At 70.1% G+C, this 21,883-nt stretch carries 26 protein-coding genes; 13 read left to right on the forward strand and 13 right to left on the reverse strand.

Annotated elements, in window-relative coordinates; genetic code table 11:
* Positions 1 to 144 precede the first annotated feature (144 nt).
* Entirely contained in the window at positions 145 to 1,221 is a 1,077-nt protein-coding gene (locus tag ACIP79_RS09075; RefSeq protein WP_401221304.1) for a DUF4097 family beta strand repeat-containing protein, read from the forward strand.
* 1 nt (position 1,222) lies between these two features.
* The gene (locus tag ACIP79_RS09080) at positions 1,223 to 2,371 is read left to right on the forward strand and encodes a helix-turn-helix transcriptional regulator (protein WP_401221307.1); all 1,149 of its coding nucleotides are present in this window, start codon (positions 1,223 to 1,225) and stop codon (positions 2,369 to 2,371) included.
* Positions 2,372 to 2,487: 116 nt separating this feature from the next.
* Here the strand turns inward: ACIP79_RS09080 and ACIP79_RS09085 are convergent, their stop codons facing one another.
* The 4 genes from ACIP79_RS09085 to ACIP79_RS09100 form a co-directional block, all read right to left on the reverse strand.
* Positions 2,488 to 3,048 carry a Clp protease N-terminal domain-containing protein gene (locus ACIP79_RS09085; protein ID WP_383682833.1) on the reverse strand — a complete coding sequence of 187 codons (561 nt, stop codon included), beginning with the start codon at positions 3,046 to 3,048 and terminating at the stop codon, positions 2,488 to 2,490.
* Positions 3,048 to 3,257 carry an HTH domain-containing protein gene (locus ACIP79_RS09090; protein ID WP_266832452.1) on the reverse strand — a complete coding sequence of 70 codons (210 nt, stop codon included), beginning with the start codon at positions 3,255 to 3,257 and terminating at the stop codon, positions 3,048 to 3,050. The genes ACIP79_RS09085 and ACIP79_RS09090 overlap by 1 nt, the downstream gene beginning before the upstream one ends.
* Positions 3,258 to 3,427: 170 nt before the next feature.
* Positions 3,428 to 4,393, reverse strand: coding sequence for a zinc-binding dehydrogenase (locus ACIP79_RS09095; protein WP_383682836.1), 966 nt, complete (start codon positions 4,391 to 4,393; stop codon positions 3,428 to 3,430).
* 342 nt (positions 4,394 to 4,735) lie between these two features.
* Positions 4,736 to 5,998, reverse strand: coding sequence for an NADP-dependent malic enzyme (locus tag ACIP79_RS09100; protein WP_401221312.1), 1,263 nt, complete (start codon positions 5,996 to 5,998; stop codon positions 4,736 to 4,738).
* A gap of 538 nt (positions 5,999 to 6,536) precedes the next feature.
* Here ACIP79_RS09100 and ACIP79_RS09105 point away from each other — a divergent pair.
* From ACIP79_RS09105 to ACIP79_RS09115, 3 genes are read left to right on the forward strand one after another with little or no spacing between them, the layout of a single operon-like run.
* A complete protein-coding gene (locus tag ACIP79_RS09105; protein ID WP_401221315.1) occupies positions 6,537 to 7,496 on the forward strand; it encodes an ABC transporter substrate-binding protein in 960 nt (319 codons plus the stop codon).
* 28 nt (positions 7,497 to 7,524) lie between these two features.
* Positions 7,525 to 8,490, forward strand: a complete 966-nt coding sequence (locus ACIP79_RS09110) for an amino acid ABC transporter permease (protein WP_383686268.1) — start codon at positions 7,525 to 7,527, stop codon at positions 8,488 to 8,490.
* Positions 8,487 to 9,248, forward strand: a complete 762-nt coding sequence (locus ACIP79_RS09115; protein ID WP_401221318.1) for an amino acid ABC transporter ATP-binding protein — start codon at positions 8,487 to 8,489, stop codon at positions 9,246 to 9,248. The genes ACIP79_RS09110 and ACIP79_RS09115 overlap by 4 nt, the downstream gene beginning before the upstream one ends.
* Before the next feature lie 176 nt (positions 9,249 to 9,424).
* Here the strand turns inward: ACIP79_RS09115 and ACIP79_RS09120 are convergent, their stop codons facing one another.
* Positions 9,425 to 10,183 carry a class I SAM-dependent methyltransferase gene (locus ACIP79_RS09120; RefSeq protein WP_401221321.1) on the reverse strand — a complete coding sequence of 253 codons (759 nt, stop codon included), beginning with the start codon at positions 10,181 to 10,183 and terminating at the stop codon, positions 9,425 to 9,427.
* A 119-nt stretch (positions 10,184 to 10,302) separates the two neighbouring features.
* On the opposite strand from ACIP79_RS09120, the gene ACIP79_RS09125 reads away from it, so the two are divergent.
* Positions 10,303 to 10,932 carry a CGNR zinc finger domain-containing protein gene (locus ACIP79_RS09125; RefSeq protein ID WP_383686274.1) on the forward strand — a complete coding sequence of 210 codons (630 nt, stop codon included), beginning with the start codon at positions 10,303 to 10,305 and terminating at the stop codon, positions 10,930 to 10,932.
* Here the strand turns inward: ACIP79_RS09125 and sodX are convergent.
* Complete coding sequence (gene sodX, locus ACIP79_RS09130) at positions 10,836 to 11,270, reverse strand: nickel-type superoxide dismutase maturation protease (RefSeq protein ID WP_401221325.1); 435 nt, start codon at positions 11,268 to 11,270, stop codon at positions 10,836 to 10,838. The two genes, ACIP79_RS09125 and sodX, sit on opposite strands and share 97 nt — an antisense overlap.
* 145 nt (positions 11,271 to 11,415) lie before the next feature.
* On the opposite strand from sodX, the gene sodN reads away from it, so the two are divergent.
* From sodN to ACIP79_RS09155, 5 genes are all read left to right on the forward strand, one after another.
* Positions 11,416 to 11,811, forward strand: a complete 396-nt coding sequence (gene sodN / locus ACIP79_RS09135; RefSeq protein WP_383686277.1) for a superoxide dismutase, Ni — start codon at positions 11,416 to 11,418, stop codon at positions 11,809 to 11,811.
* A gap of 221 nt (positions 11,812 to 12,032) precedes the next feature.
* A complete protein-coding gene (locus ACIP79_RS09140) occupies positions 12,033 to 12,458 on the forward strand; it encodes a helix-turn-helix transcriptional regulator (protein ID WP_383686279.1) in 426 nt (141 codons plus the stop codon).
* A 9-nt stretch (positions 12,459 to 12,467) separates the two neighbouring features.
* Entirely contained in the window at positions 12,468 to 12,914 is a 447-nt protein-coding gene (locus ACIP79_RS09145; RefSeq protein WP_401221329.1) for a VOC family protein, read from the forward strand.
* 71 nt (positions 12,915 to 12,985) lie between these two features.
* Positions 12,986 to 13,825 carry a hypothetical protein gene (locus tag ACIP79_RS09150; RefSeq protein ID WP_401221332.1) on the forward strand — a complete coding sequence of 280 codons (840 nt, stop codon included), beginning with the start codon at positions 12,986 to 12,988 and terminating at the stop codon, positions 13,823 to 13,825.
* Entirely contained in the window at positions 13,822 to 14,646 is an 825-nt protein-coding gene (locus tag ACIP79_RS09155; protein ID WP_401221335.1) for a VOC family protein, read from the forward strand. Before ACIP79_RS09150 ends, ACIP79_RS09155 begins: the two co-directional genes overlap by 4 nt.
* Here ACIP79_RS09155 and ACIP79_RS09160 read toward each other — a convergent pair.
* The 5 genes from ACIP79_RS09160 to ACIP79_RS09180 form a co-directional block, all read right to left on the reverse strand.
* On the reverse strand, positions 14,643 to 14,987 hold the full coding sequence (locus tag ACIP79_RS09160; RefSeq protein ID WP_401221338.1) for a DUF952 domain-containing protein: 345 nt from the start codon (positions 14,985 to 14,987) through the stop codon (positions 14,643 to 14,645). The genes ACIP79_RS09155 and ACIP79_RS09160 overlap by 4 nt on opposite strands.
* Positions 14,988 to 14,996: 9 nt before the next feature.
* A complete protein-coding gene (locus ACIP79_RS09165) occupies positions 14,997 to 16,229 on the reverse strand; it encodes an RNA polymerase sigma factor (RefSeq protein ID WP_401221341.1) in 1,233 nt (410 codons plus the stop codon).
* A gap of 22 nt (positions 16,230 to 16,251) precedes the next feature.
* A complete protein-coding gene (locus ACIP79_RS09170; protein WP_383686293.1) occupies positions 16,252 to 16,665 on the reverse strand; it encodes a YciI family protein in 414 nt (137 codons plus the stop codon).
* 113 nt (positions 16,666 to 16,778) lie between these two features.
* The gene (locus ACIP79_RS09175; RefSeq protein WP_387185865.1) at positions 16,779 to 16,982 is read right to left on the reverse strand and encodes a hypothetical protein; all 204 of its coding nucleotides are present in this window, start codon (positions 16,980 to 16,982) and stop codon (positions 16,779 to 16,781) included.
* Between the two features lie 26 nt (positions 16,983 to 17,008).
* A complete protein-coding gene (locus tag ACIP79_RS09180) occupies positions 17,009 to 17,596 on the reverse strand; it encodes a dihydrofolate reductase family protein (RefSeq protein WP_401221345.1) in 588 nt (195 codons plus the stop codon).
* A gap of 121 nt (positions 17,597 to 17,717) precedes the next feature.
* Here ACIP79_RS09180 and ACIP79_RS09185 point away from each other — a divergent pair, with 121 nt between their 5' ends.
* Entirely contained in the window at positions 17,718 to 18,308 is a 591-nt protein-coding gene (locus ACIP79_RS09185) for a TetR/AcrR family transcriptional regulator (protein ID WP_401221348.1), read from the forward strand.
* A 330-nt stretch (positions 18,309 to 18,638) separates the two neighbouring features.
* On the opposite strand, the gene ACIP79_RS09190 is transcribed toward ACIP79_RS09185, so the two are convergent.
* Positions 18,639 to 19,841, reverse strand: coding sequence for a family 2 encapsulin nanocompartment cargo protein polyprenyl transferase (locus ACIP79_RS09190; RefSeq protein ID WP_401221351.1), 1,203 nt, complete (start codon positions 19,839 to 19,841; stop codon positions 18,639 to 18,641).
* The gene (locus ACIP79_RS09195; protein WP_401221354.1) at positions 19,838 to 21,244 is read right to left on the reverse strand and encodes a family 2B encapsulin nanocompartment shell protein; all 1,407 of its coding nucleotides are present in this window, start codon (positions 21,242 to 21,244) and stop codon (positions 19,838 to 19,840) included. The genes ACIP79_RS09190 and ACIP79_RS09195 overlap by 4 nt, the downstream gene beginning before the upstream one ends.
* Positions 21,245 to 21,561: 317 nt before the next feature.
* On the opposite strand from ACIP79_RS09195, the gene ACIP79_RS09200 reads away from it, so the two are divergent.
* Positions 21,562 to 21,798, forward strand: coding sequence for a hypothetical protein (locus ACIP79_RS09200; RefSeq protein ID WP_383681784.1), 237 nt, complete (start codon positions 21,562 to 21,564; stop codon positions 21,796 to 21,798).
* Positions 21,799 to 21,883 lie beyond the last annotated feature (85 nt).

Raw genomic sequence — 21,883 nt, forward strand, 5'->3', positions numbered from 1 at the left:
GCCCAGTTCCGGGAGACTTGCCCCTTTTGCCCGCACAGGAGCCGTCGAAAGAGTGTCTTGACTTTCCGTATCCGCGATATATCGTGTTACGTGGAAGACGCGATATGGCGCGTCCCGTCCCGATCCCGTCGAGGAGGTCGCACCATGTCCGAGTGGTCCGTCGCAGAGCCCGGCAAGCTCGTCTTCGACGCCCCCGTGACCGCGCTGCGTGTGCGCGTGGTCAACGGAACAGTGAACGTCGTGGGTACCGACGAGGGTTCCGCCCGACTGGAAGTCTCCGAGCTGGACGGCCCGCCGCTCCAGGTGACCCAGGAGGACGGCACGCTCACGGTGGCGTACGAGGACCTTCCGTGGAAGGGCTTCCTCAAGTGGCTCGACCGCAAGGGCTGGCGCCGCCACGCGGTGGTCTCGCTGGCCGTCCCGGTGGGCACCCAGGTCGAAGTGGGCGTGGTCGGCGCCGCCGCCGTGGTGTCCGGCATGGACGGCCGGGTCGCGGTGAAGGGCGTCACGGGCGACACGACCCTGGTGCGCGTGTCGGGTCCGGTCCGCGTGGACACGGTGTCGGGGAACCTGGAGGCCCAGGCCGTCACCGGCGACCTCCGCTTCCACTCCGTCTCCGGTGACCTGACGGTCGTCGAGGGTTCCGGCTCCTCCGTGCGGGCCGAGTCGGTGAGCGGCTCGATGATCGTGGACCTGGACGCCACGGGCTCTCCGACGGACGTCCAGTTGTCGAACGTCTCGGGCGAGATCGCCATCAGGCTCCCCCAGCCGGCGGACGCGGTCGTGGAGGCGAACACCGCGAGCGGCAGTGTCTCCAGCGCCTTCGAGGACCTCCGGGTCGGCGGACAGTGGGGCGCCAAGAAGATCACCGGCCGACTGGGCGCGGGCAACGGCAAGCTGAAGGCGGTGACCGTCTCCGGCTCCATCGCCCTGCTGCGCAGGCCACCGACGGAGGACGAACCGCGGGAGGCCCCGCGAGACGCGACCCCCGAGCCCCCCGAGGACCCGCACGACGCGCCCCCCGCCGCACCTACGAGCCCCGCCCCGGCCACTCCGCGCGACACCCCCGCGGACGCACCCACCGAGACCCCGCCCGTAACTCCGTCCGACGCACACTCCGATACCGCGACTGGCGCTCCCACCGACGCACCCTCTGCGACCCCGCCCGGCACTCCCTCCGACACCGCGTCCGACGCCCCCACCGACAAGAAGGTGCTCTGAGATGCCCCCCGTCTTCGCCCATGGCCGCCTTCGCCTCTACCTCCTGAAGCTGCTGGACGAGGCGCCGCGCCACGGGTACGAGGTGATCCGGCTCCTGGAGGAGCGCTTCCAGGGCCTGTACGCCCCTTCGGCGGGCACCGTCTATCCCCGGCTGGCGAAGCTGGAGACCGAGGGGCTGGTCACGCACACGACCGAGGGCGGTCGCAAGGTGTACGCGATCACGGACGCGGGCCGTGCCGAGCTGGCCGACCGCAGCGGTGAGCTGGCCGATCTGGAGCTGGAGATCCGCAACTCGGTGGCCGAGCTCGCGGCCGAGATCCGCGCCGACGTCCGGGGCGCCGCGGGTGACCTGCGACGCGAGATGCGGGCGGCGGCCACGGAGGCTCAGCGCGGCGGCACCGGTGGCGGCGCGGGTGCGGGCGGGGAGCACGAGACCGCACAGGGCGAGTCCGGGGACTTCGGGGACTTCCGCGACAAGGAGTCGTGGCGGGTCGCGAAGGAGGAGATGCGGCGCGTCAAGCAGGAGTGGAAGGAGCAGGCACGCCGCGCGAAGGACGAGAGCCGCCGCGCCCGCGACGAGGCTCAGCGCGCCCGCCGTCAGGCCAAGGAGGCTCAGGAGCGGGCCCGCGCCCAGGCCCAGGAGGAGATGCAGCGTATGGCAAGGCATGTCCAGGACCAGGTCCAGGACCACTTCGCTCGGGGCGACTGGCCGACGGGCGTCCGCGAGGGCCTGACCGAACTGGCCAAGGAGTTCGGCGAGTTCGGAAAGAACTTCGGCAAGGACCTGAGCAAGGACTTCGGGAAGGATTTCGGAAAGGACTTCGGCTTCGGCCGGACCGACCCGGCAGCCGACCCGGCGAAGGAGACGAAGCAGACCAAGGCGAACGCAGCCAAGGAGCCGAGGGGGCCGGAGTACACCGACACCCCGGACGACTTCCCCGCCGGCTACGAACCCTCCTGGGCCCACGAGGACTCCACCGGCAACCCTGCCCGCGACCTCGACCGCCTCCTGGACCGTTTCCGCGACGACATCCGCGACGCGGCCCGCGACCACGGGGTGACGGAGGACCAACTACGCCTGACCCGCGACCACTTGTCGAGGGCGGCGGCACACATCGGGTCGACCCTGCGCAGAGCCGAGAGCTCCTAGCCCCGGCCTGGACAGCCGCTGAGCCGGTCCTTGAGAGGCGGGCGGGCTGGCCTCAGTCATCAGGGGCGGAAGCCGAAAGCCCCCGCCCCTCATCCCGGCCTCACCCAGCCTTGGCCTCACCCCGCCTTGGCCTCCCCACCCCCGTACAACACCCGGGCGACCCCCGCGTACGTCACCCCGTGGTCGGCCAGCACCTCGGCGGGGACGCCGGGCCGGGAGGTGAGCGCCATCAGCAGGTGCTCGTCCCCGATGTGCCGGTCCTGGTGAGCGAGAGCGATCCGCAGGGACTGGGTCAGCACGTCCTTGGACCCCGGAGCGAAGCCGGGGCGCCGCGACCGTCGGCCGGGCCGCCGCCCCGACTCCAGCGCTCCGACACCGTGGGCCTCCTCGATCCGGGAAACGATCTCCGAGAGGTCGATGCCGAGCCCGGAAAGGGCGTCGGCGTCCGCGCGGGAGAGCCCGCCTCGCCGCCGCGCCTCGGCGAGTTGCCGTACGACCGAGTCACGCCGTCCGGTCAGCCCGAGCGAGGCCAGGGCGAACGAACCACGGCTGCCCTCCCGGTCGAGGAGGGCGAGCAGCATGTGCGCTTCCTCGACCCGCCCCTCCCCCGCGCGTGCACAGTGCTCGACCGCACCCTCGACGACGGCCCGCGCGTCCTTCGTGAACCGCTCGAACATCACTGCCTCCCGTACTTCTTGTGCACGGCCTGCCTGGTCACTCCGAGTTCCGCGGCGATCTCCTGCCAGGACCAGCCCTGATTGCGCGCACTGCGCACCTGTACCGCTTCCAACTGCTCCAGCAGCCTCCGCAGCGCGGAGACCGCCCGCAGCCCGATGCGCGGATCGCGATCACCCGCGCGCTCGGCAAGATCGGTTGCTTCGGTCATGATGTCAACCTACATTGACACTCAGCACTCGTCAACCACAGTTGACAGGTGGACGGCGGATGGCGGGCTCGAAGAAGCCGAGCCCGCCATCCGCGCCATCCGCGCCGTTCGCCGATAACCGCCGGCAGTCATCACTCCAAGTCGTCAGCCCAAGTAGTCATTCCAAGCAGTCAGCCCACCGTGAGGACGATCTTCCCGAACTGATCGCCGGACTCCAGCCGTTCGAAGCCCTCGCGGGCCCGGTCGAGCGGGAACACCTCGTCGATGACGGGTCGTACACCGGTGGTCGCGCAGAAGGAGAGCAGGTCCTCCAGTTCGTCCTTGGTGCCCATGGTCGAGCCGACGACCTTCAGTTCGAGGAAGAAGATCCGGGTGAGTTCGGCGTGCGAGGGCCGGTCTCCGCTGGTGGCGCCCGAGATGACCAGGGTGCCCCCGGGGCGGAGTGACTTGACCGAGTGCGACCAGGTGGCGGCGCCCACCGTCTCGATGACGGCGTCGACCCGCTGCGGCAGCCGCGCCCCGGATTCGAGCGCCTCCACCGCCCCCAGTTCGACGGCCCGCTTCCGCTTGGCCTCGTCGCGGCTGGTGGCGAAGACCCGCAGACCGGCGGCCTTCCCCAGCACGATCGCGGCCGTCGCCACGCCGCCGCCGGCGCCCTGGACGAGGACGGAGTCGCCGGGGCGTACTCCGGCGTTCGTGAAGAGCATGCGGTAGGCCGTGAGCCAGGCGGTGGGCAGGCAGGCGGCCTCGGCGAACGACAGTTCGCGGGGTTTCGGGAGCACGTTCCACGTGGGGACGGTGACCTGTTCCGCGAAGGTGCCCTGGTAGCGCTCCGTGAGGATGGAGCGGGGTTCCTTGGGGCCGACGCCGTGGCCCGTCTGGCCGATGACGGAGTGGAGTACGACCTCGTTGCCGTCCTCGTCGATCCCGGCGGCGTCACATCCGAGGATCATCGGCAGCTTGTCCTCGGGCAGGCCGACTCCGCGCAGGGACCACAGGTCGTGGTGGTTGAGGGAGGCGGCCCGTACGTTCACGGTCGTCCAGCCGGGGCTCTTCCCCGGGGCCGGGCGCTCGCCCAGCTCCAGGGCGCTGAGCGGCTGGTCGCGGTCGATTCGGGCGGCGTAGGCAGCGAACATGGCCCCGACGATAGGCTCCGCCCCCGCCGGACGGAACCAGTCCCCTCTGTGACACGCGTCCCGCGATGTCCGAGGCTCAGGTCACAGGGTTTTCGCCCCCTCCGCCCCTACCCGTCCCGTACTCGGGGGCTCCGCCCCCGAACCCCCGCTCCTCAAACGCCGGAGGGGCTGAAACTTTTACCCCGGGCGGCGCTAGAGACTTCCAGCCCGTCCGGCGTTTGAGGACGAGCGCGAAGCGCGACAGGGGGGTCTGGGGGCGCAGCCCCCAGGAACGGGACGGGAAGGGGCGGAGGGGGCGAAAAAGGCCCCACCAGGAGATCCCGGCGGGGCCCTGTCAACGCGTCAGCGCCGAGCCACACCCTCCGCCCGAGCGGCCGCGGCCACCGCGGCAGTAACCGCGGGAGCCACCCGCTCGTCGAACGGCGAGGGAATCACATAGTCCGCGGCGAGATCGTCCCCGACCACCGCCGCCAACGCGTCCGCCGCAGCGATCTTCATCCCCTCGGTGATCCGCGAGGCCCGCACCTGAAGCGCCCCGGCGAAGATCCCGGGAAACGCCAGCACGTTGTTGATCTGGTTCGGGAAGTCCGACCGCCCGGTCGCGACGACGGCCGCGTACTTGTGGGCGATGTCCGGATGCACCTCGGGGTTCGGGTTGGCCATGGCGAACACGAACGCGCCCTCGGCCATGGAAGCCACCGCCGGCTCCGGCACCGTACCGCCGGAGACACCGATGAAGACGTCGGCGCCGGACAGGGCGGACTCCAGCGAACCGGAGATGCCCGCCTTGTTGGTGATCGAGGCCAGTTCGCGCTTGACGTCCGTCAGGTCGTCGCGGTCCCTGGAGACGACACCCTTGCGGTCGGTGACGGCGACATCCCCGAGACCGGCCTTGAGCAGGAACTTGGCGATGGCGACACCGGCCGCACCCGCGCCGGAGATCACCGCGCGCAGGTCACCCAGCTCACGCCCGGTGAGCTTCGCGGCGTTGCGCAGGGCCGCCAGGGTCACGACGGCGGTGCCGTGCTGGTCGTCGTGGAAGACCGGGATGTCCAGCCGCTCCTGGAGCCTGCGCTCGATCTCGAAGCAGCGGGGCGCGGAGATGTCCTCCAGGTTCACTCCCCCGAAGGAGGGCGCCAGCCGGACCACCGTCTCGACGATCTCGTCGACGCCGGTGCAGGCGAGCGCGATCGGCACGGCGTCGACCCCGCCGAACTGCTTGAAGAGGATCGCCTTCCCCTCCATCACCGGAAGGGAGGCCTCGGGACCGATGTCCCCGAGTCCCAGAACCGCCGTACCGTCCGTCACGACGGCGACCACCGACGACTTCCACGTGTAGTCGTGGACCAGTTCCGGCTGCTCGGCGATCGCGCTGCACACCTTGGCGACGCCGGGCGTGTACGCGAGGGAAAGGTCGTCCTTGTCGCGGATGGGCACGGTGGCCTGCACGGCCATCTTGCCGCCGCGGTGCAGCGCGAACGCGGGGTCGAAGGAATCGAGGGGCTCGCCCGCGCGCTCCTGACCCGTACTGCCCTCGGTGCCGCTGTCACCGCCGCTGCTGTCACCACTGCTCGCGGTGCGAGGATTGACAATCTCCGCTGCCACTTTGTTTTACCCCTTAAGTCTTAATGTCTGAGGGTGACCACTCCTGATTGAGGGGTGGGCGGGCACCGCGCAGGCCCAGCCGCCGTGGTTGCGTACGGGCGATACGCGACGGGCGCGCCGCACACGCGCCCTGAGCCCCGGATGAGGGGTGTAAAGAACCTTCCTACCCGACGGACCGGGCCGTCCGCGAGTCCATAGGGCGAAGGCAACACGTCGGTGACATGACTCATAGCCGAATATGTGGACAAGTCCGTGACATGCCCGCATGACACCGCATGTGCGGAGTAAAGGGCGTTCGCATCCTGAGATGCGCCGAAGATCTTCCGGCCGGAAGCACCGGTTCCCGTATAAGGTCCGGCCTCGATGTACCGGCCTGCGGCGGTTCGGGGGTCACCCGTTATCCGATTTTGACATAGCTGGCCGCCTGAATGACGAGGTCCGAATGGCAAGATGCCGTAATCACACAAGGTCGCGACACCCGAAGGTGTGTGTTCTCGTCGACCCATCGGCACCTCTCTCTTCCGCCGGAGGACCCAACATGACCGCAAGCTTTATCCGTCGTACTGCCGCCAAGCGCTCCCGGACAGCCGCGGTCGGTGCGATCGCGGTCGCGGGGGCCCTGCTGCTCGCCGGCTGCGGCGACCAGACCAAGAGCGACGAGGGCGACAGCTCCTCGGAGCCGTCCAACAGCGCTCCCCTCTTCTCCAAGCTGCCGAAGGCGATCCAGGACGCCGGCGTGATCAAGGTCGGCACGAACGCCGAGTACGCCCCCATGGAGTCGGTGGAGGGCGGCAAGATCGTCGGTGTCGACCCGGACATCGCCGCGGCGCTCGGCAAGCAGCTCGGTGTCGAGTTCAAGTTCACCTCGGGCTCCTTCGACGGCCTGATCACCGCGGTGAACTCGGGCCGCTACGACATCGCGATGTCGTCCATCACGGACAACAAGCAGCGCCAGGAGGGCCTGGACGACGACGGCAAGAAGCTCGGTGAGGGCGTCGACTTCGTCGACTACTTCGTCGCGGGCACGGCCATCTACGTCAAGAAGGGCAACCCCGAGGGCGTCAACGGCATCGAGGACCTGTGCGGGAAGACGGCCGCGGTGCAGCGTGGCACCACGTACGAGGAAGCCCTCAAGGACCAGTCGAAGAAGTGCACCGACGGCGGTGAGAAGGCCGTCAAGATCGAGTCCTTCGAGAACGACACCGAGGCGCAGACCCGTGTGAAGTCCGGCGGCGCGGTGGCCGGTATCAACGACTACCCGGTGGCCCTGGACCTGTCGCGCAAGGCCGACGGCGGCAACGCGTTCGAGGTCGTCGGCGAGCAGTACGACGCCGGACCGTTCGGCATCGTGCTGAGCAAGAAGAACACCGAGCTCCGCGATGTGCTGAAGGAAGCCGTCGACGCGATCATCGCGGACGGTTCGTACCAGAAGGTGCTGGAGAAGTGGGGCGCGGAGTCGGGCGCGATCGACAAGTCCGTGATCAACGGCGGCAAGTGAGCCGTGCGCACCACTGAAGGGCAGTCACGTGACTGACAAGTTCGACAAGTCTCCTTCGGACACCCCGCCGCCGGGGGACCCGGTCTCCGCGCCCCCGGTGCCCCCGGGCGGCCCGGAGGCCATCAAGGCGATCCCCGTCCGGCACTACGGCCGCTGGGTCAGCGGCGTCATCGTCGTCGCGCTCCTCGCGGCGATCGTCTACGCGTTCTCGCAGGGCGACATCCAGTGGTCCACGGTCGGCGACCAGCTCTTCGTGTCGAGCGTCGTCCAGGGAGCCGGCCGCACGCTGCTGATCAGCGTGCTCGCCATGATCCTGGGCGTGGTGCTCGGCATCGTGCTCGCCGTGATGCGGCTCTCGAAGAACCCGGTGACCAGTACCGTCGCCTGGCTCTACATCTGGTTCTTCCGCGGCACCCCGGTCTACGTCCAGCTGCTCCTCTGGTTCAACCTGGCGCTGATCTTCCCCGTCCTCAACCTCGGTCCGATCTACAAGGACGAGATGACGGACGTCATGACCCCGTTCATGTGCGCCCTGCTGGGGCTCGGCCTGAACGAGGCCGCGTACATGGCCGAGATCTGCCGCGCCGGCCTGCTGGCCGTCGACGAGGGCCAGACCGAGGCCTCGCACGCGCTGGGCATGAGCCACACGAAGACCCTGCGCCGGATCGTGATCCCGCAGGCGATGCGTGTCATCGTGCCGCCGACCGGCAACGAGTTCATCAACATGCTCAAGACCTCGTCGCTGGTGTACGCGGTCACGTACAACGAGCTGCTGCGTTCGACCTCGGCGATCGGCTCCACGTCGTACGCGGTGATGGAGATGCTCTTCGTCGCCTCGATCTGGTACCTGGTCATGACCAGCGTGTTCAGCGTCTTCCAGTACTACCTGGAGCGGTACTACGCGCGCGGTTCCAGCCGTAGCCTCCCCGCCACTCCCTGGCAGAAGATCAAGGCGAGCATGCTTTCGCTGGGCAGTGAGAGGGGCGCGAAGTGACCGCCATGGTGAAGTCCGAGGGCGTCCACAAGTCCTTCGGTCCCGTCGAGGTTCTCAAGGGCATCGACCTCCAGGTGAACACCGGCGAGGTGTTCTGCCTCATCGGCCCGTCCGGCTCCGGCAAGTCGACCTTCCTCAGGTGTATCAACCACCTCGAGAAGATCAACGCCGGGCGTCTGTACGTCGACGGTGAGCTGGTCGGCTACCGCCAGAAGGGCGACAAGCTGTACGAGCTCAAGGACAGCGAGGTCGCGCTGAAGCGGCGGGACATCGGCATGGTGTTCCAGCGCTTCAACCTGTTCCCGCACATGACGGCGCTGGAGAACGTCATGGAGGCGCCGGTCCAGGTCAAGGGCGTCAGCAGGTCCCAGGCGCGGGAGCGCGCGGGCCAGCTCCTGGAGAGGGTGGGCCTGGCCGACAAGGCGAAGACCTACCCCTCGCAGCTCTCCGGCGGCCAGCAGCAGCGCGTGGCGATCGCCCGCGCGCTGGCGATGGACCCGAAGCTGATGCTCTTCGACGAGCCGACCTCGGCGCTCGACCCGGAGCTGGTCGGTGACGTCCTGGACGTCATGCGCGACCTCGCCGAGTCCGGCATGACGATGATCGTCGTCACCCACGAGATGGGCTTCGCCCGCGAGGTGGGCGACTCGCTGGTCTTCATGGACGGCGGCGTGGTGGTCGAGGCGGGCAACCCCCGCGACGTACTGACGAATCCGCAGCACGAGCGGACGCAGTCGTTCCTGTCGAAGGTGCTCTGACGGTACGGAGCGGAAGGGGCGGTACGGGAGACTCCGTACCGCCCCTTCGCCGTCCCCGAGCGACCGCCCCTTCGCTGCCCCGAGCAACCGCTCCTCCCACTGCCCCCGAGCGACCGCTCCTTCCGCCGCCCCCCGAGCGGCAGCCCCTTCCGCTGTCCCCGAGCGCGCCGCTGGGTCTACTTCACCGCGAGTACCAGCGCGTCGGAGGGCGAGCGCCAGACGGGCCTGGCCTCCGCGAAGCCCTGCTCGCGGAGTGTGCGGGCGTGCCAGTCGGGCGAGGGGGTGTCGCCGTCCGCGTGCTCGCCGTAGATCTCGAACCGGCGTGCGGTCGGCGCGGCGAGCACCGGGTCCTGGGCGGCGAGCTGCCACCATTCGGCCCAGTCGAGCACGCCGTCCGCCTTCGCCCGGTCCATCCGGGTGTGCCGCTGAGCGCGCTCCGCCGCGTTGATCCGGGGCGTCGACTCGTCGATCATGTGGTCGGCGTTCATGAACACACCGCCGTCGCGGACGAGTTCCGCGATCCGGCCGTAGAGAACCGTGAGGGGTTCACTGTGCAGCCAGTGCAGGGCCGTGGCGGTCAGGACCGCGTCGTACGAGTCGTACGGCAGCCGGGCGGGCCACCGCGGGTCCTTGAGGTCGGCCGTCACGAAGGTGACCCGGTCGTCGCCCGCGAAGGTGCCCTCGGCGATGGCGAGCAGCGCGGGGTCGAGGTCGACGCCGGTGCTGGTGGCCCCCGGGAAGCGGTCCAGCAGGCGGGCCGTGATGGTTCCCGTGCCGCAGGCGAGGTCCAGGACGCGCGGCTCGGGCCCGACGAGGGCCTCCACCATGTCGAGCATCACCCGGAAGCGCTCCTCGCGGTCCGGCATGTACCACTCCTGCTGACGGTCCCAGCTCTCCTGCCAGGCGCCCCAGTCGGTTCCGGTGGTGGTGGTCATGAAAGCCCCTTCTTCGCTTAGCCGCGTGCTCCCGGCACAGCCCGTAATACCCTTGAAGCGCAGGCATCCGTTACTTCCCCCGCTTCCCCGACGATAGAGCGCCTCCGTAAGGACTACAAGTGGAACTGGCCTATTACTCGGATTACGCGGTACGCCTCGTCAACAGCGAGGAGCCGGTCCGGGGCAAGGACTCGCTCACCTCGGTGGACGCCGTCCGTGACCTCTTCGGGGGGAACTCCTCGGCCGCCCGCCGGGCCACGGACGCGGACGTCACCCGCTTCCGTTCCGTACGGGCCCGGCTCCGCGCGGTCTTCGAGGCGGCCGACGGCGGCAACGAGACCCTGGCCGTGGACCTGCTGAACTCACTTCTGCTGGAGTTCCCGGTCAGCCCGCAGATCTCCGGACACGACTACCGGGACGACAACGGGCGCCCGCTGTGGCACATGCACCTGGCGGACCACCCCTCGAACGCGACCGCGGGTTACGCGGCGATCGCGGCGATGGGCCTGGCCTTCCACCTGACGGAACACGGTGTCGACCGCCTCGGCCTGTGCGAGGCCGCGCCCTGCCGCAACGCCTACCTCGACACGTCCACCAACCGCTCCCGGCGGTACTGCTCGGACCGCTGCGCGACCCGCGCCAACGTGGCCGCCTACCGGGCCCGCAAGCGCCTGGAGGCGGACCGGCCGGACAGTACCGGCCTGGCCGCGCCCAGCGCCCAGCGCACCAGCGCGAACGGCGACCGCTGATCCCTGCTCAGCGGCCGGTACCGGAACCGCACCTTCCCGAGGACGAGGTCCTCGGGCACGGTGCCGTAGTCGGTGCTGTCCCCGCCGGCGTACGCGTTGTCGCCGAGCACCCACCAGCCGCCCTCACGCCGCTCCGCGATCCGCTTGACGACCAGCAGATCCTGCTGGAACGGATGGCGCAGGACGACCACGTCACCGGGCCGCACCCGCGCCCCGTACTGCACGACGAGCCGATCCCCGTGCCGCAGCGTGGGCACCATGGACGGACCCGTCACCTCCGCCGCCCCGAAGGGCAGGACGGCCCTCCCCTGCTCGGTCTCCTGCGACAGCTCCGGCATCACCGGCACCTCCCCGGTCCGATCCTCCACGAGTCCCAGTCCCACCCCGGACTTTTGTCCTAAGCCCACGGGGGCACTCGCGAAAACCCGTCTCCTACGGAGTAATGTCCCACCTGAGAAGACGATCACGAGGAAGGACAGCTCAATGCTCTCCCGCCTGTTTGCCCCCAAGGTGAAGGTCAGCGCGCACTGCGACCTGCCCTGCGGCGTGTACGACCCGGCCCAGGCCCGCATCGAGGCGGAGTCGGTGAAGGCCGTCCAGGAAAAGATGGCCGGAAACGACGACCCGCAGTTCCAGACGCGCGCCGTTGTCATCAAGGAGCAGCGCGCCGAGCTCGCCAAGCACCACGTCTCGGTGCTCTGGAGCGACTACTTCAAGCCCCCGCACTTCGAGAAGTACCCGGAGCTGCACCAGCTGGTCAACGACACCCTGAAGGCCCTCTCGGCCGCCAAGGCGTCCGCCGACCCGGCGACGGGCCAGAAGGCGCTGGACTACATCGCCCAGATCGACAAGATCTTCTGGGAGACCAAGAAGGCCTGACACCACGTCAGTTCGCATGACCGGCGAGCGGTGCACCCTCGCGGGTCGGCGCGCTTGCCGCGCACGGAAGGGGCTCGGCCGGAGAACCGGCCGGGCCCCTTCGGCGTCCCGATGCCGGGATCGCGGCCAGGGGCGTCGCGGAGGGCGGACCGCGCCCGTACGTCGCGGGAAGCGGACCGCGCCCGTACCCCGCTGTCGGTGCCCCGTGCCATCCTGATGAGGTGAACGTGGAGGATCTGGTCCGGCTGCGCCGGGCCCGCGACCGGATGGACCGTGAGTACGCGCAGCCGCTGGAGGTGGCGGAGCTCGCGCGCACCGCGCTGATGTCGCCCGGCCATTTCCAGCGCAGCTTCCGGGCCGCCTTCGGCGAGACTCCGTACACCTATCTCATGACGCGCAGGATCGAGCGTGCCAAGGCCCTGCTGCGCCGCGGCGACCTGTCGGTCACGGAGGTCTGCTTCGCCGTGGGGTGCACGTCGCTCGGTTCCTTCAGCTCGCGCTTCACGGAGTTGACCGGCGAGACCCCGAGCGCGTACCGCGCGCGGCCGCACGACCACGGCGCGCCGATCCCCTCCTGCGTGGCCCAGCGCCTCACCCGCCCGGCCCGTCACCGCAACCCGGAGGCGGAACCGGGCACTCGCCTCTAGCGTGGCCCCATGAATGGACCCCTGAACGGCCCCGTGGCCGACGTGAGACTGTCCCAGTGCTTCATCTCCGTGGACGACCACGACAAGGCGCTCGCGTTCTACCGCGACGTCCTCGGCCTGGAGGTGCGCAACGACGTCGGCTTCGAGGGAATGCGCTGGGTGACCGTCGGCTCGCCGCTCCAGCCGGACGTGGAGATCGTGCTGGAACCCCCGGCGGCGGATCCGAACGCCTCCCCCGCCGACAAGCAGGCCATGGCCGAGCTCCTGGCCAAGGGCATGCTCCGCGGCGTGATCTTCTCGACGCCGGACTGCGACGCCCTCTTCGCCCGTGTCCAGGCCTCCGGTGCCGAGGTGCTCCAGGAGCCCACGGACCAGCCCTACGGCCTGCGCGACTGCGCCTTCCGCGACCCGGCGGGCAATCTCCTGCGCTTCAACGAACGCCCTCCCGTCGCCTGAGCGGACCGTGGACGGCCCGGTCCTGGGCGGGCGGGCCTACCATCGGCTGATCACCATCACCGGGAGACCCCATGCCGTCCGCGCGCCCCAGCATCCTGTACGTCAGTGACCTGGCCTACCCGGCCAAGGGCCGCCGGTACTGCGACGAGGACATCCTCCTCACCTCCCGGCTGCGCGCGGAGTTCGACCTCGCCGTCTGCCACCCGCTGGACGCGGCCGCGCTGATGCACGCCTTCGACGCGGTGGTCGTACGCAACAGCGGGCCGGTCCTGAACTACCAGGCGCCGTACGAGGAGTTCCGGGAGCGGGCGGTCGCGGACGGCGTGCGGGTCTACAACCAGCTCTCCGGAAAGGGCGACATGGCGGGGAAGGGGTATCTGCTGGAGCTCACCGCGGCGGGATATCCGGTGATCCCCACCATCGACCGCACGGCGGACCTCGGCCGGCTCCCGGACGTCGGCACGTACGTGGTGAAGCCGAGGCGGGGAGCGGACTCGATAGGCCTGGAGTTCGTGGCGCGCGACCGGCTCGCCGACCCGGCGCTGTACGGCGACGTCCTCGTCCAGCCGCGCGTCGACTTCGCCTACGAGGTGTCCTTCTACTTCGTCGACCGCACCCTCCAGTACGCCCTGTACGCGCCCCGCCCCGACCAGCGCTGGGCCCTGGAACCCTACGAACCGACCGAACAGGACCGGGAGTTCGCCCAGCGGTTCGTGGACTGGAACGACATCGAGTACGGGATCCAGCGCGTGGACGCCTGCCGGGCACCCGACGGCGAGCTCCTCCTCGTCGAGCTGGAGGATCTCAACCCGTACCTGTCCCTGGATGTCCTCTCCCCCACCGCGCGGGACGCGTTCGTCGCGCGCGTGACAACGTCGTTGCACGGCCTGATCGGAGACAAGAGATCATGACGGAGCCGATCCGGCTGACCCAGCCGACCGAGCCGGTCCAGCCGACCCAGCCGATCCGGTGGACCTACGCCTTTGTCGACCGGCCGTTGAAGAAGTTCGGACCCGCCTGCGAGTTCTGGACCGCGGTCACCCGCACCAAGCTGTCCGAACGGCGCGGCGAGCGGGGCGAGTTCGTGACCCTGCTGCCCGACGGAGCGGCCGACGCGTGCGTGAAGGCGCAGGGTGTCGCCGGGTCCGGGCCGGGCGCCGGGGGCGCGCATCTCGACCTCGTCGTCGAGGACGTACCGGCGCTGGTGCGGTCGGCGTTGCGGCTGGGTGCCGACACCGTCGCGGACCACGGGGACTGGGCCGTACTGCGTTCTCCCGGCGGGCAGTTGTTCTGCGCGGTGCCGTGGCACGGGGAGTCGAAGCGGCCTCCGGTGATCAAGGGTCCGTCCGGTGTCACCAGCCGTCTCGACCAGGTGTGCATCGATCTGGCACCCGCCGTGTACGAGGCGGAGATCGCTTTCTGGAGCGCGCTGACCGGCTGGGAGTCGGTGCCCGGCGCGCTCGCGGAGTTCCACGCGATCAGGCCGCCGGCCGCGCTCCCGGTCCGTATCCTCCTGCAACGCCTCGGCAACGCGCGCCCCACTGCCGCCCACATCGACATCGCCTGTTCCGACATCGACGCGATCCGCATCCGCCACGAACTCCTCGGCGCCACGCTCCTGGGCCGCGGCGCCCGCTGGGCGGTGATGCGGGACCCCTCCGGCGGCACGTACTGCCTCACACCGCGGGACCCGGAGACGGGCGGACTGCCGGCCCCGTCGCCGTCGAACTAGCGAGCCGCCCCGCCGGTTTCCCACACCTCGACGTCCACGACGGCCTCCGGCGGAACCGGTCCGTAGATGTGCGGGAACTCCTCGCCTCCGGCCGTGACGGCCTCGTACCGCAGGGGAGCGCCGAGCCGTTCGGGGTCGATCACCAGGACCACCAGTTCGTCGGGTCCGGTGTAGGAGCCGTACAGGAAGGCGGCCACCGTGGGGAGTTGGTGGCGCAGCGAGCAGTGGATGAATCCCTCCTCCTGGAGGCTCTTGCCGCGCGTGGACATCTCGTAGGCGCCGGACGCGCGTGCCGCCTCCCACAGGGAGCGCTCGGTGATGTGCAGGATGTGTTCGGCCATACCCGTACGCTACGGCCTCAGCCGGGCGGCCCGCGCCTGGAGATACCGCTGTTCGGGGAGACTGAGGGTCTTCCCGGCGGCCGACTCGTAGGCGGCGCGGGCCCGCGCCGGGTCACCCGCGCGCTCCAGCAGATGGCCCCGGACCGCGTCGATCCGGTGGCCGAGCGCCGACTCCCCTTCCAGCGGCTCCAGTTCGGCGAGTCCCGCCCGCGGCCCGTGCACCATGGCCACCGCGACCACCCGGTTGAGACGCTCCACGGGACCCGGAACCCGGTGGACCAGGACGTCGTACAGGCCGAGGATCTCGCGCCAGTCCGTGGCGCCCGGCGACGGCGCCTCGTCGTGGACCGCGGCGATGGCCGCCCGCAGTTGATACGGGCCCGCCGTCTCCCGCGACACCGACAGCGCCTCGGTCACCAGCGCCACGCCCTCCCGCACCGCCGCCCTGTCCCACAGACCGCGGTCCTGCTCGTCGAGCGGGACCAGTTCGCCGTGCGGACCGGTGCGCGCGGCGCGCCGGGCGTCGGTCAGCAGCATCAGCGCCAGCAGCCCCGCCACCTCGCCCTCCTTGGGGAGGAGTTGACGCATGGTGCGGGTCAACCGGATTGCCTCGCCCGCGAGTTCGGCCCGCTGGAGGGCCGCTCCGGAGGTCGCCGTGTACCCCTCGTTGAAGATCAGGTACAGCGTGTGGAGCACCGCGGGCAGGCGTTCCTCCCAGTTGTCCGGGCGCCCGAACCGCGTCCCCCGCACCCGTTGCTTCGCCCGGCTGATCCGCTGCGCCATCGTCGCCTCCGGTACGAGATAGGCGCGGGCGATCTCCGCCGTCGTCAGTCCTCCGACGGCCCGCAGGGTGAGCGCGATCTGGCCGGACGGGGTCAGCTCCGGATGGCAGCAGAGGAAGAGCAGGGAGAGCGTGTCGTCCTCGCTGGGCGCACGGGCCGCACCGGGCGGCGGTGCCACGAAGGCGTCCCGAGGCGTCAGCGCCGCCTCCCTCTCCTCCCGCAGCCGCCGCGACTCCTCACCGCGCAACGCGTCCGTCAGCCGCCGCGCGGCGACCCTGATCAGCCAGCCGCGAGGATTGTCGGGCACGCCCTCACGGGGCCACTGCCGTGCCGCCGCGAGCAGCGCCTCCTGTACGGCGTCCTCGGCGGCGTCGAAATGCCCGTACCGGCGGACGAGCGCGCCGAGGACCTGCGGCGCGTGCTTGCGCAGCAGGTCCTCGATCCCGGTCCCGGGAGTCATGCGTCGTCTCCGGAGCGTCGGCTCAGATCTCCCCGGCGCCTTCCAGGATGGGCCGGATGACCACCGGGTAATCGGTGAGTCCCTCGGGGCCGGGGCACTGGGCGACGCGCGCGGCGATCTCCGTGACCCGGTCCAGGCTCTCGCACTCCAGGACCCAGTAGCCGGCGAGCAGTTCCTTGGTCTCGCCGTAGGGCCCGTCGGTGATGACGGGCTTGCCGTCCGAGCCCGCCGAGACGAACCGGGTCCGGGCGGGTTCGGCCAGTCCGTTCGCGTCGACCAGTTCGCCGGACTCGGAGAGGTCGTCGTTGATCGCGCTCATGTGGGCGTACATGGCCTGGAGTTCCTGCTCGCTCCAGACCGGCGCCCCGGCGGAGGGCTTGCCCCGCATGCTCTCGTAGTCCGCCTGTGTTCCCAGCACCATCACCAGGTACTTCATGAGTCCGCTCCTTCGGCTTGGCCGGTTTCCTCGGTCGGGCCTCCCTTTCGGGCGGCCCTCACAGGAGACGTCGGAGCCGGCCCGTGTTTCTCTACACGGCCGCGCGGACCCGGTCAGGTTTTCTTCGTGACGGGCGCCCCGGGCCGGACCTCGGCCCGGGGCTCCTCCTCGGCTGCTTCGGCATACGTCTCGCAGTGCGGGTTCCGGCAGGGGCCGGCCACCCAGGCGGGAACCCACGCGCCCATGGTCTTGTGCCTCTTCACGACCGTGGCGACCGGCTCCCCACAAGTGGAGCAGACATACTCATCGGTGCCCATGCCTTCAGGGTATTGCGGATGGGCCTTCAGCGCTTCCTGCCGTACGTCCTCACCAGCACCCCGTTCCGGAACGTCCGCACCTCGCCGAGCGCGAACTCGGTCACCTCGAACCCGGAGCCGAACATCGGCATGCCGGAGCCCAGCACCACCGGATAGGTCTTGATCACCAGCTCGTCCACCTCGTCGACCAGCGCCCCCGCGAGCTGCGAGCCGCCGCACAGGTAGATGCCGAACTCCCCCTCCTCCGCCTTGAGTTCGCGAACCCTTCCGACGACGTCGTCGGCGATGATCTCGACATGCGGATCAGGCGACTGCTTGAGGCTGCGCGAGGCGACGTACTCGCGCAGATGGGCGTAGGGACTGGTCACCCCGGCCTCCAGCGCCAGGTCGTAGCTGGCGCGGCCCTGGACGACCGTGTCGAACCTGCGGTTCCTGAGGCCGTCGATGCCGAGCGGCCGGCGGCCGTGGGTCGGCAAGGTCTCCGGATACTCCACCTTGAGGAAGTCCTCGAAGAACTCCTCGTCGACGAAGGGCACGAAGAACTGCGCGTCGCCGTCCGGGGCTCCGATGAAGCCGTCGATCGAACAGGCGACGAAGTACGTGAGCTTGCGCAAGCGGGTCTCTTTCCCTGGGCGGCATTCCGTCTGAACCACTTCAGTTATAGTACTTCAAGTGTAGTGGTTGCAAGGGGTGAGGACGATCGAGCGGCGCCCCAGATTTCCGGAGGTGGCACCGATGGCAAGGAACCCGGAGCGCAGGGCCGCTCTCGTCGACGCGGCTGTCGAGGTGCTGGCCCGCGAGGGGGCGCGCGGTCTGACGTTCCGCGCGGTGGACGCCGGGGCCGGCGTGCCGGTGGGCACCGCCTCGAACTACTTCACCGACCGCGACGACCTGCTGAACCAGGTCGACGCCCACCTCCACCGGCGCCTGGCCCCCGACCCTGCCGTGCTCGCCGAACTGCTGAAGGGCCCGAAGGACCGCTCCCTCGTCCTGGAGTTCATGCGCGACCTGCTGGCCCGCGCCACCCGGGACCGCACGGGCTATCTCGCCCTCTTCGAGATGCGCCTGGAGGCCACCCGCCGCCCCGCCCTGCGCACGTCGTACACCAAGTCGGTACGCGGCGACCTGGACGAAGCCATCGGGTTCCACCGCGACGCCGGACTCCCGGGCGGTGACGACGTCGTCACCGTCCTCTACCTCGCCATGCTCGGCCTCCTCCTGGAACACCTGACGCTGCCGGCCGTCCTGGACGGCGTCCTGCCGGAGACCACCGTCCCGGACGGCCTGGTGGAGCGGATCGTGACGATGATCGTGCCGGAGCGCTGAAATCCCTTTTTTCAGCCCGTCCGTTTCAGCCCGTCCGGCGTTTGAGGACGAGCGCGTCAGCGCGATGCGGGGGTCTGGGGGCGGCAGCCCCCAGGGACGGGACGGGAAGGGGCGGAGGGGGCGAAAAAACAGGTCCCGCACACCGTGGGGATGTGCGGGACCGACCGGAGCCCGGAACAGAACCGTACGGATGTCAGGTGCCGTACGGAACCGGGGCCACCGGCGTTTTCGGGGACTCGGCCACCGGCGCGACCGATGACCCAGCCACCGGCGTGACCGATGACTCGACCCGCGGCGTGACAGGCGACTCGAACCACCTCGCGGGCGCCGTCAGTTGCTGCGCCGCGTCACGAACTCGGCCAGCGCGAGCAGACCCCCCGCCGCCTCGGGCTCGGGCACCGCCCGGGACAGCTCCTGCATCGCCCGTGCCATCCAGTCGCCGGCCTGCGCCTGCGCCCAGTCCCGGCCCCCCGCCCGCTCGACCGCCAGCACCGTACGCTCCAACTCCCCTTCCCGATAAGGCGCTCCGTACAGCTCGGCCAGCTCGGCCGCCGCCGCGGTGCCGGAGGCGAGCGCGGCCACCACGGGCAGCGACTTCTTCCGGACGACGAGGTCCGCCCCCGCGGCCTTGCCGGTACGGCTCGGATCCCCCCAGATCCCGATCACGTCGTCGATCAGCTGGAAGGCGAGCCCGGCCGCACGGCCGAACGCGTCCAGCGCCTCGACGTCCTCGTCCCCCGCCCCCGCGTACAGCGCGCCCAGCGCACAGGCACAGCCGAGCAACGCGCCCGTCTTGGCCTCCGCCATCACGAGGCACTCGTCGAGGGTGACCTCGGCCGGGCCGCGCTTCTCCATGGCGCTGTCCGCGTGCTGCCCCTCGCACAGCTCGACGACACAGGACGCGAGCCGGGCGGCAGCGGCCGAGGACGCCGGGTGCGGGTCCTCGGCGAGCAGCCGCTGAGCCAGCGCCTGCAGAGCGTCCCCCGCGAGGATCGCGTCGGCGTCACCGAACACGGTCCAGGCGGTGGGGCGGTGCCTGCGGGTGGCGTCCCGGTCCATCACGTCGTCGTGCAGCAGCGTGAAGTTGTGGATCAGCTCCACCGCGGCGGCCACCCGTACGGCCGACGCCTCATCTCCGCCGAGCGCCCGGACCGCGGCGAGCACGAGTGCGGGCCGGATGGCCTTGCCCGCGTTGCCGGCCGCAGGTGTGCCGTCCGCGTGCTCCCAGCCGAAGTGGTAGAGCGCGACCCGGCGTATCGAGCCGGGCAGCGAATCGAGGGCGTCACGCAGCTCGGGGTCGACGGAGGCACGGGCCCTCTCCAGGATCCCCTCCGCCTCCTGCCCTCCCCCGCTCCCCGCCTCGCCCGAACGGGGGGACCCCCGCCGCGTGTCCGCCGGGACCTGCTCGTCCGTGGGCCTCCCGGCGGGGCCGCGCCGGTCGGGACTCTCGGCCGGATCCGGTGGCGACGCCTGTCTGCCGAGTGTCCCCGTCCGGCCGGGCGGGGACACCACGCCCGGCCTGGGGTTGGTCACCGCCAGCGGCCGATCTCGACGTTCTCCAGGATGCCGAGGGCGTCCGGCACGAGCACCGCGGCCGAGTAGTACGCCGTCACCAGGTAGGAGATGATCGCCTGTTCGTTGATGCCCATGAAGCGCACCGACAGGCTCGGCTCGATCTCGTCCGGGATCCCGGCCTGCTGGAGCCCGATGACACCCTGCTCGGCCTCGCCCGTACGCAGGGCGATGATCGAGGTCGTACGGGCGTCGCTGACCGGGATCTTGTTGCACGGGAAGATCGGCACCCCGCGCCAGGTCGGGATACGGCTGCCTGCCATCTCGATGGTCTCCGGGACGAGGCCGCGCTTGTTGAGCTCACGGCCGATCGCGGAGATCGCCCGCGGGTGCGCGAGGAGCAGCTTGGTGCCCCGCCTGCGGCTGAGCAGTTCGTCGAGGTCGTCGGGGCTGGGCGCGCCGTCGTGCGGCTGCAACCGCTGGTCGTACTCGCAGTTGTTGAGCAGACCGAACTCGCGGTTGTTGATCAGCTCGTCCTCCTGGCGCTCCTTCAACGCCTCGACGGTGAGCCGCAGTTGCTGCTCGGTCTGGTTCATCGGCTGGTTGTAGAGGTCGGCCACCCGAGAGTGCAGTCGCAGCACGGTCTGGGCGATGCTCAGTTCGTACTCGCGCGGCGCGCTCTCGTAGTCCACGAAGGTGCCGGGGATGTCCGGCTCCCCGGTGTGGCCGGCCGCGAGGTCGATCTCCTTCTCTCCGTACTTGTTGGCGCGCTGCTCCGGGATCGCGCGCAGGGCCTGAAGATGGTCGCGCAGGGTCTCGGAGCGCTCCGCGACCTGTTCGAGGTCGTTGCGGGGCAGGGTGAGGACGGTGCACGCGGTGACCGCGCGGGCCGTGTACTCCCAGATGGCGTCCGGGTCGATGAGTGCCTGCTCGCCGAAGTACGCGCCGTCGGCGAGGACGCCGAGGACCGCGTCGTCCCCGTACGGGCCGGTGCCGGTCTTCTCCACCTTGCCGTGCGCGAGCAGGAACACCTCGTCGGACGGGTTGCCGAACGAGACGAGCAGTTCTCCCGGTGCGAACTCCCGCTGCTGGCAACGGGAGGCGAGCTCTGCGAGCACCTCCTGATCCTCGTACGACCGAAGCACGGGCAGCTCGCCGAGCTCCGCCGGGATGACCTGGACGCGGTCACCTGTCTTCACGAATGTCACGCGGCCGTCGCCCACCGAGTAGCTGAGCCGCCGGTTCACGCGGTACGTGCCACCCTGCACGTTCACCCACGGAAGCATGCGCAGCAGCCAGCGTGAGCTGATCTCCTGCATCTGGGGTGCCGACTTGGTGGTGGTGGCCAGGTTCCGCGCGGCGGATGTGCCGAGACTCTGCTGCGGCTTGCCCTGATTCGCGCGAACCTCTTCGCCTACCGACATGAATATTGCCCTCCCAGTCGTGCGCTGATCTGCGAGCACAAGCCTTCCATCACGGAGCGTGTCAGTGCTATTACACGAATGAGGGGGAATGGATCACCGACGGATTGGGCACGGTGCGGCTTTTCGCCGGTTCTTCGAACGGCGAACCGGTCGCCGCGGAGGGGAACTTCAAGATCGGGTCAAGCGTTTGACGCGATGACCGACGGATTCGGTCGACACCTCGGTCGACACTCGGTCGACGCCTTGGCTGATGCTTCGGCTGACGCTTCGGTCGGCACCTCGGCCGACACTTCGACACAAGAGAACGGGAGACGGTCATGGCAGGCTTTCTGGACCGCGCCAAAGAGCAGGCGCAGCGCGGGCTCACGCAGGGCAAGCAGAAGATCGACGACGTGCAGGCGCAGCGCGCGGGCAGCGATCTGCTGAAGAAGCTGGGCGCCGCGTATCTCGCGGAGCGGCGCGGCACCGGCTCCCCGCAGGCGACGCAGCAGGCCCTGCAGGCGCTGGAGAGCCACATCGCGACGCACGGGGACAGCTTCCTGCACAGCAGCTGATCACTGGCGCTCCTTCCCGCGCCCGGCCCGCGGCCGGGCTTCACCTCCGGTCAGCGGGCCGCCCCGTCCGGCCCTCCCTCCGGAG

It is taken from the genome of Streptomyces sp. NPDC088747 (assembly GCF_044751025.1).
Classification (GTDB): Bacteria; Actinomycetota; Actinomycetes; order Streptomycetales; family Streptomycetaceae; genus Streptomyces.